Below are 18,322 nucleotides of genomic sequence, written 5' to 3' on the forward strand. Positions count from 1 at the left end.
AACGTTTAGTTAGCACCAACACAATATTTTCAAACACAACATAGTCAGGCAGGGTCAAGCGTGATGATCCCACAAATTTCTCAGGCGCCAGGGGTAGTTCAACTGGTGCTGAATTTTTTGCAGGTACTGGAGCAACAGGGTTTTACCGGCGATACCGCCACCAGCTATGCCGACAGGCTAACGATGGCCACCGACAACAGCGTCTATCAGCTGCTGCCGGATGCGGTCATTTTTCCTCGATCCACGGCGGACGTGGCGCTGCTGGCGCGCGTCGCCGCCGAACCGCGTTTTAAATCGCTGATCTTCACACCGCGTGGCGGCGGCACCGGCACTAACGGCCAGGCGCTGAACGGCGGGATTATCGTCGATATGTCCCGCTATATGAACCGCATTATCGAAATCAACCCCGAAGAGGGCTGGGTGCGCGTTGAAGCCGGGGTCATCAAAGATCAGCTGAACCAGTTTCTTAAACCCTATGGTTACTTCTTTGCGCCTGAGCTATCCACCAGCAACCGCGCCACGCTGGGGGGGATGATTAACACCGACGCGTCCGGCCAGGGATCGCTGGTGTACGGCAAAACGTCGGATCACGTGCTCGGCCTGCGGGCGGTGCTGATGGGCGGGGATATCCTCGATACCCAGGCGGTGCCGGTGGCGCTGGCGGAGACGCTGGGCAATACCCCCTCGACGGTTGGCCGGATCTACAACACGGTCTACCAGCGCTGCAAGGCGCAGCGTGACCTGATCATTGATAAGTTTCCCAAACTCAACCGCTTCCTCACCGGATACGATCTGCGTCACGTCTTTAACGATGAGATGAGCGAGTTCGACCTGACCCGTATTTTAACCGGTTCGGAAGGGACGCTGGCGTTTATTACCGAAGCGCGGCTGGATATCACCCGCCTGCCGAAGGTGCGCCGTCTGGTCAACGTCAAATATGACTCCTTCGACTCTGCGCTGCGCAATGCGCCCTTTATGGTCGAAGCGAAAGCCCTGTCGGTGGAGACCGTCGATTCTAAAGTTCTCAATCTGGCGCGCGAGGATATCGTCTGGCACTCGGTAAGCGAACTGATCACCGACGTACCGGATAAAGAGATGCTCGGGCTCAATATCGTCGAATTCGCCGGCGATGACGCGGCGCTGATTGACCAGCAGGTTACTACCCTGTGCCAGCGGCTGGACGAGCTGATGGCCGCCAGCGAGGCGGGCGTCATTGGCTGGCAGGTCTGTCACGATCTTGAAGGCGTGGAGCGCATCTATGCCATGCGCAAGAAGGCCGTCGGCCTGTTGGGTAATGCCAAAGGCGCCGCCAAGCCTATTCCTTTCGCCGAGGACACCTGCGTACCGCCCGAACATCTGGCGGATTACATCGTCGAGTTCCGCGCGCTGCTCGACAGCCACGGCCTAAGCTACGGCATGTTTGGCCACGTTGATGCCGGGGTGCTGCACGTGCGCCCGGCGCTGGACATGTGCGATCCGCAGCAGGAGGTGCTGATGAAGCAGATCTCCGACGAGGTGGTAGCGCTGACGGCGAAGTATGGCGGCCTGCTGTGGGGCGAACATGGCAAAGGGTTCCGCGCGGAGTACAGCCCGGCCTTCTTTGGCGAGACGCTGTATGCCGAGCTGCGCAAGATCAAAGCGGTCTTCGATCCCGATAACCGCCTGAATCCGGGGAAAATCTGTCCTCCGGAAGGTATCGACGCGCCGATGATGAAAGTCGATGCGGCGAAGCGCGGCACCTGGGATCGGCAGATCCCCATCGCGGTGCGCAGCAGCTGGCGTGGGGCGATGGAGTGTAATGGCAACGGGCTGTGCTTCAACTTTGACGTCAAGAGCCCGATGTGTCCGTCGATGAAAGTCAGCAACCAGCGCATCCACTCGCCGAAAGGGCGGGCGACGCTGGTGCGGGAATGGCTGCGCCTGCTGGCCGACCGCGGCGTCGATCCCAACCAGCTGGAGAAGGCGCTGCCGGAGCAGGGCGTCAGCCTGCGCTCGCTGGTGGCGCGCACGCGCAACAGCTGGCATGCGCGCAAAGGCGAATATGACTTCTCGCATGAGGTCAAAGAGGCGATGTCCGGCTGTCTGGCCTGTAAAGCCTGTTCGACCCAGTGCCCGATCAAAATCGATGTTCCCGAGTTCCGCTCGCGCTTCCTGCAGCTGTACCACAGCCGCTATCTGCGGCCGGTGCGCGATCATCTGGTGGCCTCGGTCGAATCTTATGCGCCGCTGATGGCGCAGGCGCCGAAGACCTTTAACTTTTTTATTAACCAGCCTTGGCTGAAAAAGCTGTCGGAGAAGCATATCGGGATGGTCGATCTGCCGCTGCTCTCGGCGCCGTCGCTGAAGCAGCAGATGGCCGGCCACCGTTCCGCCAATATGACCCTTGAGCAGCTCGAAGCGCTGAGCGCCGAGCAGAAAGCGAAGATGGTGCTGGTGGTGCAGGATCCCTTCACCAGCTACTACGACGCCCAGGTGGTGGCCGACTTTATCCGTCTGGTCGAGGCCTTAGGCTATCAGCCGGTGCTCCTGCCGTTCTCGCCGAACGGCAAGGCGCAGCATATCAAAGGCTTCCTCACCCGCTTCGCGCGCACCGCGCAGAAGACGGCGGACTTCCTCAACCGCGTGGCGCAGCTGGGCATGCCGCTGGTGGGCGTCGATCCGGCGCTGGTGCTCTGCTACCGCGATGAGTACAAGCAGACGCTCGGCGACAAGCGCGGCGATTTCCAGGTGCTGTTAGTCCATGAGTGGTTGCCGAAGGCCCTAACCAGCGACGCCCGTCCCGATCTGGGCGGTGAGCCCTGGTACCTGTTCGGTCACTGTACCGAAGTGACCGCGCTACCGGCGGCGACAAAGCAGTGGGCAGATATTTTTGCCCACTTCGGCGCGAAGCTGGAAAACGTCAGCGTTGGGTGTTGCGGGATGGCTGGCACCTATGGTCATGAAGTGAAAAACCACGCCAACTCGTTGGCCATTTACGCGCTCTCCTGGCAGCAGGCGATGCAGCGGCTGCCGCGAAACCGCTGTCTGGTGACGGGCTACTCCTGCCGCAGTCAGGTGAAGCGTATTGAAGGCAGCGGCGTTCGCCACCCGCTGCAGGCGTTACTGGAGATAATCGGATGATTTGGAAACGTCAGGCCACGCTGGAGCAGCTCAACCGGCTCGGTGAGGGGAACATGGTAGGGCTGCTCGATATTCGCTTTGAGACCGTTACCGCCGATACGCTGGAGGCCACTATGCCGGTCGATAGCCGCACACAGCAGCCGTTTGGCCTGCTGCACGGCGGAGCGTCGGTGGTGCTGGCGGAGACCCTGGGGTCGGTGGCAGGCTATCTGTGCAGCGAAGGCGAACAAAAGGTGGTGGGGTTGGAGGTTAACGCCAACCACATCCGTTCGGCGCGCGGGGGCCGGGTGCGCGGCGTCTGCAAAGCGCTGCACGTCGGGACGCGCCATCAGGTCTGGCAAATTGAAATCTTCGACGAACAGTCGCGGTTATGTTGTTCATCACGACTAACCACCGCGGTAATATAAGCCGCATGGCGGGAGGCGAATAGCCTCCCTTTTTTTAAGGTAATAAGCGAGAGCCGGCCTGCCAGAGCCAGAGAGGTTGTCACAAGATCAGCCGCGCGTCGGCAGGGAATTATCTAATATTTATATTATTACCGATCCACTCTCGTTATTTATGCTACTCTTTTCAATACTAAATGCTTAAAGGTAACAAGAGGACGGTTAACCATGGGTATTCTTTCCTGGATCATTTTTGGACTTATTGCCGGTATTTTAGCCAAGTGGATTATGCCGGGAAAAGATGGCGGCGGATTTATCGTGACCGTTATTTTGGGGATCATCGGCGCCGTGGTCGGCGGCTGGATCAGTACCCTGTTTGGTTTTGGCAAGGTCGATGGGTTTAATTTCGGCAGCTTCGTGGTAGCGGTTATCGGTGCGCTGGTGGTACTGTTTATCTACCGGAAAGTGCGTAGCTAATTTTCAGCTGCTCAGCTGTAAATAAATACATAAAAGCTGCCGCGATATGCGGCAGCTTTTTTATTGCTGACAGATGACAGCGTAGATCTCCTTTGGGCTATTGTCTGTCGGTTCCCTCGCCAACCGGCACCACCTCAACGTGCACTTCGTAGTGTTTCGCCTGGCCGGCGGGGATCAGCGCGGTCAGTTTGTTAATGGTTTCCGCTGGCGTATCGGTTGCTACCGTGGCTGAAAACAGCACCGGTCTGTGCGGCGGAAGCTGCGGCGGGAACGGCGGCAGGGGGCCACGATCCCTCTCCATCGGCGGGCGGACTCCGTTATCGATGACAGGCGCCGGGACGTCGGTTTTATCAGCCGCAAAGGCGCTGGCGGCGGTAACGGTGGCGATAGCGAACAGGGCAAGCAGAGCTTTTTTCATCCGGGATTCCTCAATAAGCAAGTCCCAAAAGAGTAGAGGGTGCCGGCAGGCGGAACAATCCCAGGCGGCGCGAATCCTCTGAATCTTCTTTTTTCCTCGCGAATGTGGAGGTCAGATGAGAGCGAGTGTCATTGCGTTCGGGAGCCTCTTAATTCAGCAGTACGCTCATAATCAGCAGTACGGCCATGCACATCGACATAATACTGATATCAACAATCATTCTGTACGACAAAAGCTCCAGCTAAACGGGTACGGCGGGCAGGTAAAAGCCCATCTTATAGTGGTTAAAGAGTGTACCCTGCCTACTTCCATTGAACAAACGTTTATTGACTAATATTGTCGGCCTGCGTCGGCCATCGGCCACCGCCTGGAGCAACATGAGGATGGCTCATGTTGCATTGAATTTAAGTCGCTTTCCCTCCAGCGCTGACTCTGGCAAAAATAGGTTCATTAACGAATCAACAACATTTACCGGTTGAAGCGCGCCCGGCCTGACTCCGCGTCGCCAGGCTGGTGGAGAGTATTCCGCCGGGTTCGCTTTATGCCCGCCATCAGGATGGACAATCGCCATGAATAATAAATTTACCTATACGATTAAGCGCACCCGGTTTGATGAAAACTATAACCCTGCGGAAAATACGCGTATTACCACCAACTTCGCTAATTTAGCCAGAGGGGTGAACCGTGAGGAAAATCTGCGCAATACGTTAATCATGATGAATAACCGTTTTAATAGCCTGGCCCACTGGGATAATCCCCATAACGATCGCTATGCGGTGGAACTGGATATTATTTCTGTCGAGATGAATATTGCTCAGGATAGCGCCAGCTTCCCGGTGATTGAGATCCTGCAAACGCATATTGTCGATAAAAAGAGCGGGGAGCGTCATGCCGGTATCGTCGGCAATAACTTCTCCTCCTATGTGCGGGATTACGATTTTAGCGTACTGCTTCTGGAACATAATAAGGACCAGAGTCGCTTCAGCGTACCGGAAAACTTTGGCGAGCTGCACGGCAATATCTTTAAGGATTTTGTGCAATCCAGCGCCTGGCGCGCCAACTTCAGCAAGGCGCCGGTGATTTGCCTGAGCGTCTCCAGTAAAGATGTTTACCATCGCACCGGTAACGAACATCCGGTCCTCGGCATTGAATATGCTCAGGAAGGCGTCTCGCTGACCGAGCGTTATTTCAGCAAAATGGGGCTGCAGGTACGCTATTTTATGCCAAAAAACAGCGTCGCGCCGTTGGCCTTTTATTTTACCGGCGATCTGCTCAGCGATTACACCAGCCTGGAACTGATCGCCACCATCAGCACGATGGAGACGTTTCAGAAAATATATCGCCCGGAGATCTACAATGCCAACTCCCCGGCGGGGCAATACTATCAGCCCAATCTCAGCCACCTGGATCATTCATTAACAAAAATCGTCTATGACCGGGAAGAGCGCAGCCTGTTGGCGATTGAGCAGGGGAAATTTACACAACAACATTTTATCAACCCGCACAAGACGTTGCTTGAGCAATGGTCTGCTAATTTCGCGCTTTGCTAAACCCATATAAAAGGCTAATGACTATGAAAACATGGCTTCCGACATCGACCGCCGGCAGTTTACCGAAACCTTCCTGGCTGGCGCAGCCAGAGACCCTGTGGTCGCCCTGGAAACTGTCCAGCGAAGAATTACTGGCCGGCAAGCGCGACGCCTTGCGGTTATCCCTCGACGACCAGCTGCGGGCCGGGATCGATATTGTTAGCGACGGCGAGCAAACGCGGCAGCACTTTGTCACCACCTTCATCGAGCACCTCAGCGGGGTGGATTTTGCCAAACGCGAGATCGTGAAAATTCGTAACCGCTATGAGGCCAGTGTTCCAACGGTGGTGGGCGCCGTGGAGCGCCAGAAACCGGTCTTCGTGGAGGACGCTCGCTATCTGCGGCAGCTCACCAGTCAGCCGATCAAATGGGCGCTTCCGGGCCCGATGACCATGATCGACACGCTGTATGACAACCACTATAAAAGCCGGGAAAAGCTGGCCTGGGAATTTGCTAAAATCCTCAATCAGGAAGCGAAAGAGTTAGAGGCTGCGGGGGTTGATATTATTCAGTTCGATGAGCCGGCCTTTAACGTCTTCTTCGATGAGGTCAACGACTGGGGGATCGCCGCCTTAGAACGAGCCACCGAAGGGCTGAAGTGTGAGACAGCGGTGCATATCTGCTACGGCTATGGCATCAAGGCCAATACCGACTGGAAAAAGACGCTGGGCTCCGAGTGGCGACAGTATGAAGAGGCTTTCCCGCAGCTGCAGAAATCGTCCCTTGATATTATCTCTCTCGAGTGCCACAACTCGCGCGTGCCGATGGATCTGCTGGAGTTGATCCGCGGTAAAAAGGTGATGGTCGGGGCGATCGATGTCGCCAGCCATGCGATCGAAACCCCGGAAGAGGTGGCTGGAACCCTGCGCAAGGCGCTGGCGTTCGTCGATGCCGACAAACTCTACCCGTCCACCAACTGCGGTATGGCGCCGCTGCCGCGCCATGTCGCGACCGGCAAACTGCACGCCCTGAGCGCCGGCGCCGAGATTATTCGTCGCGAGCTGGCGGCAAAGTAAGGCGGGGCGCGCCCGTTATCTTCCCCAGGCGATGTACTTTATCGTCGGTTCACTTCCAGAGCGGGCTGTTGCCCGCTCTGCGTCATGTTGCCGCCAGCGGGCGACAGATTGCCCGCAGGGCGACGGCGCTGCACAGCGGAAACAGCGCCAGCAGAAGCCAGGGATAAACCGCCTGCGGCGAGGGAATGAGCGCCTGGTCAAGCAAATGACCGAGCAGTAAATTCCCGGCTAACACCGCGCACCCTCCTGCGGTGGCGAGCGCTCCGTAGTGGGCGCCCAGCGTCGACTCCTCTGCGAACAGCGGGATCAGATCCTTGGCTGCGGGCACTAACAGCATCTGGCCGAGGGTGAGCAGCGTGACAAAACCAGCCGCCGGCATTAACCGCAGCCAACCTTCGGCGGGTGGGGCGGCGGCGAATAACGCCACGCTGGCAAAGGAAGCCGACAGCAGCAGAAAGCCCACCGGCAGGATGCGCACGGCGCCCATTCGCCGGGCGAAGCGGGCGAGAGGGAGCTGGAGGGTGATAATCAACAGCGAGGCCAGCATAAAGAGCGGCGCCAGATCCTGCTCGCGGCCGCCGGAACGTTGGATCTCCACCGGCAGGGCGAGGTACAGTTGGTTGTAGCTCAACAGCCATGAGCTGTAGGCGAGAATAAACGCGACAAAGCGCGGCTGGCGCAAAGGCGTCCACCATGGGACTCGTCTGCGCGTTGTTGTCGTGTGCCCGTCGGCGGGCAGACAGAAAAAGAGCACCGCCAGCGCCAGAAGAAATATTCCCGCACCGGCGAGGGCGATATGCCGAAAGCCGATCCCGCTCAGCACGCCTCCGGCCACCGGGCCGATCACCGCTCCCAGTTCACCGCATACCGCAAACAGCGCAAACCACTCGGCGCGGCTGCGTTTCCCGTTGGCCTGGCTGTGGGTACCGGCCCGCGCCAGCAGGGCCTCTATCGACGGGGAGAACAGGGCGCCGCCGACGCCGGTCAGGCAGGCGCCGAGGATAATGGGCCACAGCGACGCCCCGCACGCCAGCAAGAGAAAACCGGCGACGCGAACGACGCAGCCGGCGAGAATGATCGCCTTAGCGCCATAGCGGTCGGCCAGCGTCCCGCCGAGGATAAACATGCCCTGCTGAGAGAAGGTACGCAGCCCGAGGATCAGGCCGATAAGTCCGCCTGAGAGCAGCATGTCGTCGCGCAGGAAGAGGGCGAGGAAAGGAACGACCGCGTAAAAGCCAATATTAAAAACGAACTGGCTTCCCAGTAACACCGGAGGCCAGAGGGTTGCCGCAGGGCGCAGGGAGAAAAGAGGCATATCCGCCCAACCTAAACGATGAAATGAATGTGCTTTTTGCCGTGGTAAGGGGAGATCTCGATTTTGGTTTTCACCCGGAAAACGTCCCACAGCAGCCCTTCGGACAAAATCTCCTCCGGCGTCCCGCTGGCGAGGATCTGCCCCTGCTGCATCACGATCAGCGAATCGCAGAACATCGCGGCATGGTTAAGATCGTGAATGGCCACAATGCTGGTTACCGGCAGCTCGCTGATCAACTGCATTAACTGCATCTGATGGTGTATATCCAGATGGTTGGTCGGCTCATCCAGCAGGATTTCGCTCGGGCTCTGCGCCAGCGCGCGGGCGATATGCACCCGCTGCCGCTCGCCGCCGGAGAGGCTTAACCATCCTTGTTCGCTTTTCTCCAGCATCGCTACCCGCTGCAGCGCGGCGGCAATCGCCTCGTCATCCTGAGCGCTCCAGTTTGAGAGCGGAGAGTGGTGGGGAATGCGTCCCAGGCGCACGACGTCGCGCACCCGCATATTGGCCTCGGTCATGCCGTGTTGCTCGACGAAAGCCACGCGGCGGGCGAGCTGCTTTTTCGCCATCCGGGCGATATCCTGGCCGTCGAGGGTGACGCGACCTGCATCCGGGCGGCGCAGGCCCGCCAGAACGCGCAGCAGCGAGGATTTGCCGCAGCCGTTGGGCCCCAGCAGTCCGACCGTTTCGCCTCGCGGCACCCGCAGCGAGACATTATTGACGATGACCTTTTTGCCTGCCTTCCAGGTGATATTTTCAGCGCAAATACTCATCACTTATTCCTTGAGCGGTAGATAATCACGGCAAAGAAAGGCACCCCAACCAGGGCGGTTACTACCCCAACGGGCAGACTTTGCGGGGCAATCAGCAGGCGCGACGCAATGTCCGCCAGTACCATCAATATCGCCCCTGCCAGCGCGCTGGCGATCAGCAACGTTCGGTGCAGCGGGCCAAAGAAGAAACGCATCACGTGCGGCACCACCAGGCCAACAAAGCCGATTGAGCCGGCCATGCTGACGATGGTGGCGGTGATCAGCGCCGCAGTGGTGAAGAGGATCAGGCGCACGCGCGGCACAGCAATCCCCAGCGAGGCGGCGGCATCGTCGCCGAAGGTGAACGCGTCCAGCGCCCGGGCATACCACAGGCAGACCGCCAGACCCGCGAGCACCACCACAATGACCAGCTGGAATTCGGGCCAGCGAACGCCGCTGAAGCTGCCCAGCAGCCAGAACATCACATCGCGCGCCTGCTGCGCGCTGGCGGAGGTGCTGATGGTGTAAGCCGTGATGGCGTTAAATAACTGCGAGGCGGCAACGCCCGCCAGAATCGTACGCTCATTGCCGCCGCGCGCGCCGTTAGTCAGCAAGGCGACAAAGGCGAAGGCAGCGAAGGCCCCGGCAAAGGCGCCTGCCGAGAGGGAAATTGCGCCAGCGCCAAGGCCCAGCACCACGATCGACACCGCGCCGGTGGAGGCCCCGGCGGAGACGCCGAGGACGTAGGGTTCCGCGAGGGCATTCTTCAGCAGGCTTTGCAGCACGACGCCGCAGATAGCGAGGCCTGCGCCGCAGCAGGCGGCGACCAGCGCGCGGCTGAGGCGGAAATCCCAGATTACGCTCTCATAGATACGGTTGAGCGGCTCAGCGGTTAAGCCGGTTCTGTTGCTGATAGCGTAAAAGACATTCTGCAGCGGGATGGCCAGCTCGCCAACGCTGACGCCCACAGCGATCACCAGCGCCAGCACGATCGCTGCCAGTACACACCAGCCGGTGAGCAGTATGCTGCGGCGCGTCTCAATCGCGGCGACGCTCATCAGTTCAGCCCCATTTTTCTCAGCTGCTCGCCCACCTGTTCCGCGCCGTAAAGCGTGCGAATGGTCGGATTCATCGCCTGACCGTCCATGACCACGATATGGCCTTTTTTCACCGCCTCCAGCTGGCTGACGGCGGGATCGCTTTTGAGGAATTTGATCTTCTCCTCGGCCTTATCCAGCGCCCAGCGGTTACGGTCCAGACTGGCGACCACGATCACATCCGGGTTGGCGGCAATGATGCTCTCCCAGCTCACCGTGGGCCACTCGGTTTCGGAGGTAATCGCATTATGTCCGCCCAGCACGCTGGCGATAAAGCCGGAGGCGCTGTTTTTACCGCCGACATAGGCATCGGCCGAAGGCGAGGCGCTGGAGAACCAGAAGACGAAGGAGAGATCTTTTTTGTTTTTACTAAATTCGTGGCGCAGATCGGCTTCACGTTTTTTGAAATCGGCAATTAGCGCCTGACCACGATCTTCGACGTTGAAAATGCGGGAAAAATCGCTAATTTCCTGATACAGCCAGGTCATATCCCACAGCTTTTGCCGGCTGCCGTACATATCGCCGGTGGCCTTTTTAGTGGCGCACATCCCCGGTGAGACGTAGCTGTTCACACCGACGGTGGCGAGATCTTCACGCCTGGCGACTTTGCTTTCCGGCCCCAGCAGCAGCGGCAACTGGGCGGGAACGAAATCAGGATTTTGCGCCAGCACCGATTCCAGGCTCGGAATTTCCACCGTCAAGGTTTTAATCTTCGCGTTTTGCTCAGCCAGCTGCGGTAAAACGCTGGTCGGCCAGAAGGCGCTGGCGACCACCTGCTTTTGCAGCCCGAGCAGCAGCAGAATTTCGACCGTATTTTGCCCCAGCGCGACCACGCGCTCCGGCGGCCGGGTGAAGGTCTCCTGATAGCCGCAGTTTTCAATCGTCAGGGGGTAGGTTGTTGCCAGCGCGGAACTGACGGCGGTGAACATCAAGCCTAACGCGCAAAGGACCTTCTTCATTAAACGCTATCCTTGTAAACAGGCGAGTGGATGACCAGCAAATGGGAGTAATGCAAATGAAACTCATTATTGGGGCGGGGTTTTATACAATGCCATATTTACAGTGTCAATGAGTGACTATTTCCGCAGGCAATGAAATGCCCGCGCGATGGGGCGGGTCAGCTCGCCAGTGGGCCACGAATATACGCCTGCAACCCCTTGGCGAGAAAATCAAATACCCGCTTACAGGCAGGGCTGTGGCGCAGATCCTCATGCATTACCAGCCAGGTATCAAGATACAGAGAAAAGTCGGCCGCCAGCACTCGCTGCAGGGGAATAATGCCATCCGCAAGGGGCACCTGGCAGATGCCGATCCCCGCTCCGGCGCGGATCAGGCTCAACTGGGCGAGGTCGCTATCGGTCCGCATCGCGAAGGCCTCACGCTGAAAACGAGGGTAAGCCTGCAGCGCCCGGCGAACAAGTGGGGTGGCGCTATCGAAACCAATCAGCGCGTGGCTGGCCAGATCGTCGAGGGTCGTGGGCAGGCCCTGGCGCGTCAGGTAGGCGGCGGTGGCATGTAACCCAAGCTCAATCCTGCCGAGACGGCGGGCGATAAGCTGCTCCTGCTGCGGGGCGACCATCCGCACCGCGATATCCGCCTCCCGGTGAAGCAGATCCTGAAATCGATTGGAGAGCATCAGTTCGATGACGATATTCGGGCACGCTTGCCTGAGCCGGGCAACCAGCGGCGGCAGCACCTCGGCGCCGACCACCTCGCTGGCGGCCACCCGCACCACGCCACGCAGATCGGCTCTGTCGCGACTAAAGTTGGCCGCCGTGCGTTCCAGCGCCCGGGCGGTGTTGTCCATCGCCTCGGCATGCACCCGCAGCGCCAGCGCCGCGTCGGTCGCCAGCAGGCCGGTTTGCGAGCGGGTAAATAAGGCCTGGCCGAGGGCGGTTTCCAGCCCGGCAATATGGCGCCCCGCCGTCGGCTGAGTGATGTTCAGGGTGCGCGATGCGCCCGATAAAGAGCCTTCCTGCAGGACGGCGAGAAAGGTTCGGTACCACTCCCAGGGAATAGAGGTATTCATACAAATATGTATAGCCGTTCGACGATGGTATGCAATTTCATTTGATATGAGCCGCAGGTAGGCTGTCAAGCATCCATTAGCGAACGGGGAAAGAGGATGAACAGCAGCGGCAAGGTACTTATTCTGGGAGCAAGCGGGGGCATCGGCGGGGAAGTGGCGCGCCGGCTGGTGGCAGACAACTGGCAGGTTCGGGCGCTGAAGCGCGGCGCCCAGATGCGTGATCCCGAAGATGGCATACAGTGGATAGCCGGCGACGCGCTGGATGGCGGCCAGGTCGCGGCGGCGGCTGCCGGTTGCGACGTCATCGTCCATGCGGTGAATCCGCCGGGCTACCGGCACTGGCGGCAACAGGTACTGCCTATGCTGCGCAACACCCTGCAGGCTGCCGAACGGCAGCGGGCGCTTGTAGTCCTGCCCGGCACGGTCTACAACTATGGACCGGATGCCTTTCCGCTGATTGCTGAAGAGGCCGCACAACAGCCGGTGACCCGCAAAGGCGCCATCCGGGTGGCGATGGAGCTGGCGCTGAAGGATTACGTGCAGCGCGGCGGCCGGGCGTTGATTGTTCGGGCGGGCGATTTTTTTGGCCCGCGCGCCGGAAATAACTGGTTTTCGCAGGGGCTGGTCAAGCCTGGTCAGCTTCCCCGCATCATTAGCTACCCGGGGACGATCGGCGTCGGGCATCAGTGGGCCTGGCTGCCCGACGTCGCCGCCACCATTGCCGCGCTGCTGGCCCGCAGGCATGAGCTTGAGCCGTTCGCCCGCTTTCATATGCAGGGCCACTGGGACCCGGACGGCAGCGAAATGAGTCAGGCGATCCAGCGGGTGGTCGCCCGCTATGGCGGCAGGGCGGTAGTGAAGTCCTTTCCCTGGTGGCTGGTGAAGATGGCGGCGCCCTTCAACGCCACCCTGCGCGAAATGGTCGAGATGCACTATCTCTGGCGTCTGCCGGTACGCCTGCGCAACGATAAACTGGTTGATTTTTTAGGCGCGGAACCGCATACCCCGCTCGACAGCGCGGTGTATCAGACGCTGCAAGGCCTGGGTTGTCTGCCCGCCGGCGCGATAAACCAAGAGGCGGGTGAGGCGTAACGCGGCAAGAGGATCACAGAGCGGGGCGTTATTGTGACCAAATCATAATAACGTCACTCGTTGTCAAACGATAACGATCGCATTAAGCTAAACGGATGACGAAAAATACCCCCACCCCTGCAAGCCGTGGTCCCCATGACCACAGCGTTCGGGACCAGATTCTTGACGCGGCCATGGCGCACTTTAGTCGCTATGGCTATGAGAAAACGACGGTCACCGATCTCGCCAAAGCGATAGGCTTTTCCAAAGCCTATATCTATAAATTCTTTGACTCCAAGCAGGCGATTGGCGAGGCGATTTGCGCCAGCCGGCTGGAGAAGATCATGGTGGCCGTCAGCGCGGCCATCGCCGATGCGCCGTCCGCCAGCGAGAAACTGCGCCGCCTGTTCCGGGCGCTGACCGAGGCCGGCAGTGAACTGTTTTTCGAGGATCGCAAACTGTACGACATCGCCGCCGTCGCGGCGCGCGATAAATGGCCTTCAACGGAACAGTATGCCGGTCATCTGCAGCAGCTGATTGGTCAAATCCTTGTCGAAGGCCGCCAGGCGGGTGAGTTCGAGCGCAAAACCCCGCTGGATGAAGCGACCCTGGCGGTGTATATGGTGATGTGTCCTTTCATCAACCCGGTGCAGTTGCAATACAATCTCGACACCGCGCCCACCGCGGCGGTGCTGCTTGCCTCCCTGATCCTGAGAAGTCTCTCCCCCTGATTGGTGACTATTGACTTTATTGGTCACTAGTCTGAGAATGCGGTCACCATCCGGTCTTTTCATTAAGGTGACCCATGCTCAGGCTCAACGCCGTCCATCTTGCCGTCTGCCTCCTGCCGCTGGCCCTCGCGGGCTGCGGCGAACCTGCCGATCATGACGACCCCCGCATCCGGCCGCCGCTGGTCCGGGTGGCGACCGTCGAGCGCGCGGAGGCCGGCTCGCGGGCCTTTACCGGCGTGGTAGTGGCCCGAACCCAAAGCGACCTCGGCTTCAGGGTGGCGGGAAAAGTGCTTGAACGGCGGGTGGAAACCGGGCAGAGCGTCAAGCGCGGTCAGCTGCTGCTGCGCCTGGATCCGGCTGATCTAGCCTTGCAGGCGCAGTCCCAACAGCGGGCCGTAGATGCCGCGCGGGCGCGAGCCAAAAAGGCGGCCAACGATCTGGCCCGCTATCGCGGCCTGGTGGCGAGCGGCGCCATCTCTGCCGCGGAATTCGACCAGATTAACGCGGCAGCAGAGGCGGCGAGAGCCGACCTCAGCGCGGCCCAGGCGCAGGCCAATGTGGCGCAAAACGCCACCGGCTATGCCGGACTGCTGGCGGATGCTGACGGCGTGGTGGTGGAAACCCTCGCTGAGCCGGGGCAGGTGGTCAGCGCCGGGCAGGTGGTGATCCGCCTGGCGCGGGCGGGGCAGCGCGAAGCGCGGGTGCAACTGCCGGAGACGCTGCGCCCGGCGGTCGGCAGCGAGGCGCTGGCGACACGCTATGGCAGCGAATCTCAGCCGGTCACGGCGTCCCTGCGCCTGCTTTCGGACGCGGCTGACGCCACCACCCGCACCTTTGAAGCGCGCTATGTACTGAACGGCGCGCTGGCGAATGCCCCGCTGGGGTCTACCGTGACCCTGCGCATCGGCAACGACCAGGCGCCAGGCCAGGTGCTGGCGGTGCCCCTGGCGTCGGTCTACGATCCGGGTAACGGCCCTGGCGTCTGGCGCATTGCCTCTCGTCCGGCCACCGTCTCCTGGCAACCGGTAACTGTGCTCGGCCTGGATGATGAAACCGCGCGGGTGACCGGCCCGCTGAAGCCCGGCGAGCCGATCGTCGCCCTGGGCGCCCATCTTCTGCACCAGGGCGAGGCGGTGCGTCTGGCGGAACGACGCGAGCATAATGCCGCCGGGAGCCAGCCATGAGCGCCGGGCGTTTTAATCTCTCCGCGCTGGCCGTCCGCGAGCGGTCGGTGACCCTGTTTTTGATTATCCTTATCGCCGTCGCCGGGCTGGTGGCGTTCTTCGGACTCGGGCGAGCGGAAGATCCGCCCTTTACGGTCAAGCAAATGACGGTCATTACCGTCTGGCCCGGCGCCACCGCGCAGGAGATGCAGGATCAGGTCGCCGAGCCGCTGGAAAAACGGCTCCAGGAGCTAAAGTGGTACGATCGCACGGAGACCTATACCCGCCCTGGCATGGCGTTGATCACCCTGTCGCTGCAGGATCAGACCCCGCCTTCCGAGGTGCCGGAGCAGTTTTATCAGGCGCGCAAAAAGCTCGGGGATGAGGCGAAAAACCTGCCTGCCGGCGTCTCCGGCCCGATGATGAATGACGAATTCGCCGATGTCACCTTTGCCCTCTTTGCTCTGAAGGCGCGGGGAGAGCCGCCGCGGCAGCTGGTGCGTGACGCTGAAGCCCTGCGCCAGCAGCTGCTGCATGTATCCGGGGTGAAAAAAGTGAATATCCTCGGCGAACAGGCGGAGCGCATTTATCTCTCGTTTTCTCATGATCGTCTCGCCACCCTGGGCCTTTCGCCAGAGGAGATTTTTGCCGCGCTGAACAGCCAGAATGTGCTGACCGCCGCCGGGGCCATTGAGACCCGGGGCGGGCAGATCTTTATCCGCCTCGATGGGGCGTTTGACCGCCTGCAGCAGATCCGCGACACGCCGATTATTGCCGGGGGCAGAACGCTGAAACTGGCCGATGTCGCCACGGTTGAGCGAGGGTATGAAGATCCCGCGACCTTCCTGATCCGCCATCAGGGCGAACCGGCGCTGCTGCTGGGCGTGGTGATGCGCGAGGGCTGGAATGGTCTGGCGCTGGGGAAAGCGCTGGACGCCGAAACGACCAGCATCAATCAGAGCCTGCCGCTCGGCATGTCGTTGACCAAGGTGACCGATCAGTCGGTGAATATCAGCGCCGCGGTCGATGAGTTCATGATCAAATTCTTTGTCGCCCTGCTGGTGGTGATGGCGGTGTGCTTTGTCAGCATGGGGTGGCGCGTGGGCGTGGTGGTCGCGGCGGCGGTGCCTTTAACCCTCGCCGTGGTGTTTGTGGTGATGGAGGCGACCGGCAAAAACTTCGACCGCATCACTCTCGGCTCGCTGATCCTCGCCCTGGGGCTGCTGGTGGATGATGCCATCATTGCCATCGAAATGATGGTGGTCAAAATGGAGGAGGGGTATGACCGCCTCAAAGCCTCGGCCTATGCCTGGAGCCATACCGCCGCGCCCATGCTGGCCGGTACCCTGGTGACGGCCGTGGGCTTTATGCCCAATGGATTTGCGCAGTCCACCGCCGGGGAGTACGCCAGCAATGTGTTCTGGATCGTCGGTATCGCGCTGATTGCCTCCTGGATGGTGGCGGTGATTTTTACCCCCTGGCTGGGGGTGCACCTGTTGCCGGACAGAAAGCCCGCGGCGGCCGGCCACGCCGCGCTGTATGACACCCCGCGCTATCAGCGCTTCCGTCGGCTGCTGACCCGGGTTATTGCTCATAAATGGCGCGTGGCCGCCGGAGTGGTGGCGCTGTTTATCGTGGCGATCCTGGGCATGAGCGTGGTGAACAAGCAGTTTTTCCCCACCTCCGATCGTCCGGAAGTGCTGGTTGAAGTGCAGCTGCCTTACGGGTCGTCGATTAGCCAGACCAGCGCCGCGGCGGCGAAAATTGAGCACTGGCTGCAGCGGCAGCCGGAGGCGAAGATTGTCACCAGCTATATCGGCCAGGGCGCGCCGCGCTTTTACCTGGCGATGGCTCCGGAATTGCCCGATCCCTCCTTCGCCAAACTGGTGGTGTTGACCGACGGGCAGGGTGCCCGCGAGGCGCTCAAGCGGCGGCTGCGGGAGGCGGTGGCCAATGGCCTGGCGCCGGAGGCGCGGGTGCGCGTCACTCAGCTGGTGTTTGGCCCTTATTCGCCTTATCCGGTCGCCTGGCGGGTGATGGGGCCCGATCCGCACGCTCTGCTCGACATCGCCGAGCGGGTTAAATCGGTGCTGCAGGCCAGTCCGCTGATGCGCACCGTCAATACCGACTGGGGTTCGCGGGTACCGGTGATGCATTTCAGCCTCAATCAGGACCGGCTGCAGGCGAGCGGACTCAGCTCCCAGTCCGTCGCCCAGCAGCTGCAGTTCCTGCTGTCAGGGATCCCGATCACCACCGTCCGGGAAGATATTCGCGCCGTGCAGGTGATCGGCCGCGCGGCGGGCGACATCCGTCTGGATCCGGCGAAAATCGCCGACTTCACCCTGGTGGGCAGCGGCGGGCAGCGGGTTCCCTTGTCACAGATTGGCGACGTGTCGATCAGGATGGAGGACCCGCTGCTTCGCCGTCGCGACCGCACGCCGACCATCACCGTCCGCGGAGATGTTGCGGAGAACCTGCAGCCGCCGGATGTCTCCACCGCGCTGATGAAGCCGCTGCAGCCCATTATCGACTCGCTGCCGCCTGGCTATCGCATCGAGACGGCGGGGTCGATTGAGGAATCCGGCAAGGCTACCCGGGCGATGGTGCCGTTATTTCCGATAATGATCGCCCTCACGCTGCTGATCATTATCCTGCAGGTGCGTTCGCTGTCGGCGATGGTCATGGTTTTCCTGACCGCGCCGCTGGGGCTGATTGGCGTGGTCCCGACGCTGCTGCTGTTCAATCAGCCGTTTGGCATCAATGCCCTGGTGGGCCTGATCGCCCTGTCGGGGATCCTGATGCGCAATACGCTGATCCTGATTGGCCAAATCCATCATAACCAACAGGCGGGGCTCGATCCGTTCCACGCGGTGGTGGAGGCGACGGTGCAGCGCGCCCGCCCGGTTCTGCTGACCGCGCTGGCGGCGATCCTGGCGTTCATTCCGCTCACTCATTCGGTCTTCTGGGGAACGCTCGCCTATACGCTGATTGGCGGGACGCTGGGGGGAACCATCATGACCCTTATCTTCCTGCCGGCCATGTACGCGATCTGGTTCCGCATCCGTCCGGAGAACACGCTACAACAGACAGAGTTGCACCTTCAGAGGTAATTCCACTTTGCCGGACCTGGGCGAGGCACATGGCCAGGCCAGGTCCCGGGC

Annotated in this window: 15 protein-coding genes; 9 read left to right on the top strand and 6 right to left on the bottom strand. The window is 60.5% G+C overall.

The genetic code is table 11. The features are described from left to right. Window positions 1-63 precede the first annotated feature (63 nt). From IB144_RS10930 to IB144_RS10940, 3 genes are all read left to right on the top strand, one after another. The gene (locus IB144_RS10930) at window positions 64-3,120 is read left to right on the top strand and encodes an FAD-binding and (Fe-S)-binding domain-containing protein (protein ID WP_004175614.1); all 3,057 of its coding nucleotides are present in this window, start codon (window positions 64-66) and stop codon (window positions 3,118-3,120) included. Beyond that, window positions 3,117-3,527 carry a 1,4-dihydroxy-2-naphthoyl-CoA hydrolase gene (gene menI / locus IB144_RS10935; protein ID WP_040215631.1) on the top strand — a complete coding sequence of 137 codons (411 nt, stop codon included), beginning with the start codon at window positions 3,117-3,119 and terminating at the stop codon, window positions 3,525-3,527. The genes IB144_RS10930 and menI overlap by 4 nt, the downstream gene beginning before the upstream one ends. A gap of 204 nt (window positions 3,528-3,731) precedes the next feature. Next, window positions 3,732-3,980, top strand: coding sequence for a GlsB/YeaQ/YmgE family stress response membrane protein (locus tag IB144_RS10940; RefSeq protein WP_002909014.1), 249 nt, complete (start codon window positions 3,732-3,734; stop codon window positions 3,978-3,980). Between the two features lie 97 nt (window positions 3,981-4,077). On the opposite strand, the gene IB144_RS10945 is transcribed toward IB144_RS10940, so the two are convergent. After that, window positions 4,078-4,398: a hypothetical protein gene (locus tag IB144_RS10945; protein ID WP_004212509.1), complete on the bottom strand. Its 321-nt coding sequence runs from the start codon at window positions 4,396-4,398 to the stop codon at window positions 4,078-4,080. Between the two features lie 569 nt (window positions 4,399-4,967). On the opposite strand from IB144_RS10945, the gene IB144_RS10950 reads away from it, so the two are divergent. Then, window positions 4,968-5,948, top strand: a complete 981-nt coding sequence (locus IB144_RS10950) for a DUF1852 domain-containing protein (RefSeq protein ID WP_002909008.1) — start codon at window positions 4,968-4,970, stop codon at window positions 5,946-5,948. Window positions 5,949-5,971: 23 nt separating this feature from the next. After that, window positions 5,972-7,003 (top strand): methionine synthase, encoded by a 1,032-nt coding sequence (locus IB144_RS10955; protein WP_002909005.1) that lies wholly within the window; start codon window positions 5,972-5,974, stop codon window positions 7,001-7,003. An 82-nt stretch (window positions 7,004-7,085) separates the two neighbouring features. On the opposite strand, the gene IB144_RS10960 is transcribed toward IB144_RS10955, so the two are convergent. The 5 genes from IB144_RS10960 to IB144_RS10980 form a co-directional block, all read right to left on the bottom strand. After that, complete coding sequence (locus IB144_RS10960; protein ID WP_004225487.1) at window positions 7,086-8,273, bottom strand: MFS transporter; 1,188 nt, start codon at window positions 8,271-8,273, stop codon at window positions 7,086-7,088. Window positions 8,274-8,329: 56 nt separating this feature from the next. Beyond that, window positions 8,330-9,091 carry an ABC transporter ATP-binding protein gene (locus tag IB144_RS10965; RefSeq protein WP_016530777.1) on the bottom strand — a complete coding sequence of 254 codons (762 nt, stop codon included), beginning with the start codon at window positions 9,089-9,091 and terminating at the stop codon, window positions 8,330-8,332. Further along, a complete protein-coding gene (locus IB144_RS10970; protein ID WP_001545318.1) occupies window positions 9,091-10,128 on the bottom strand; it encodes an iron ABC transporter permease in 1,038 nt (345 codons plus the stop codon). The genes IB144_RS10965 and IB144_RS10970 overlap by 1 nt, the downstream gene beginning before the upstream one ends. Then, the gene (locus tag IB144_RS10975; protein ID WP_065888588.1) at window positions 10,128-11,126 is read right to left on the bottom strand and encodes an ABC transporter substrate-binding protein; all 999 of its coding nucleotides are present in this window, start codon (window positions 11,124-11,126) and stop codon (window positions 10,128-10,130) included. The genes IB144_RS10970 and IB144_RS10975 overlap by 1 nt, the downstream gene beginning before the upstream one ends. Before the next feature lie 158 nt (window positions 11,127-11,284). Then, window positions 11,285-12,196: a LysR family transcriptional regulator gene (locus IB144_RS10980; protein WP_149358889.1), complete on the bottom strand. Its 912-nt coding sequence runs from the start codon at window positions 12,194-12,196 to the stop codon at window positions 11,285-11,287. A gap of 96 nt (window positions 12,197-12,292) precedes the next feature. Between IB144_RS10980 and IB144_RS10985 the strand changes: the two genes are divergently transcribed. The 4 genes from IB144_RS10985 to IB144_RS11000 all read left to right on the top strand — a co-directional run bounded on the left by IB144_RS10985 (window position 12,293) and on the right by IB144_RS11000 (window position 18,271). Then, window positions 12,293-13,288: an NAD-dependent epimerase/dehydratase family protein gene (locus IB144_RS10985; RefSeq protein WP_032417267.1), complete on the top strand. Its 996-nt coding sequence runs from the start codon at window positions 12,293-12,295 to the stop codon at window positions 13,286-13,288. A 95-nt stretch (window positions 13,289-13,383) separates the two neighbouring features. Further along, window positions 13,384-13,998, top strand: coding sequence for a TetR/AcrR family transcriptional regulator (locus tag IB144_RS10990; RefSeq protein ID WP_004143215.1), 615 nt, complete (start codon window positions 13,384-13,386; stop codon window positions 13,996-13,998). 74 nt (window positions 13,999-14,072) lie between these two features. Continuing rightward, on the top strand, window positions 14,073-15,182 hold the full coding sequence (locus IB144_RS10995) for an efflux RND transporter periplasmic adaptor subunit (protein ID WP_042937734.1): 1,110 nt from the start codon (window positions 14,073-14,075) through the stop codon (window positions 15,180-15,182). Then, the gene (locus IB144_RS11000) at window positions 15,179-18,271 is read left to right on the top strand and encodes an efflux RND transporter permease subunit (RefSeq protein WP_065888587.1); all 3,093 of its coding nucleotides are present in this window, start codon (window positions 15,179-15,181) and stop codon (window positions 18,269-18,271) included. The genes IB144_RS10995 and IB144_RS11000 overlap by 4 nt, the downstream gene beginning before the upstream one ends. Window positions 18,272-18,322 lie beyond the last annotated feature (51 nt).

The sequence above is a fragment of the Klebsiella sp. K4 genome (genome assembly GCF_014596785.2).
Lineage (GTDB): Bacteria > Pseudomonadota > Gammaproteobacteria > Enterobacterales > Enterobacteriaceae > Klebsiella > Klebsiella pneumoniae.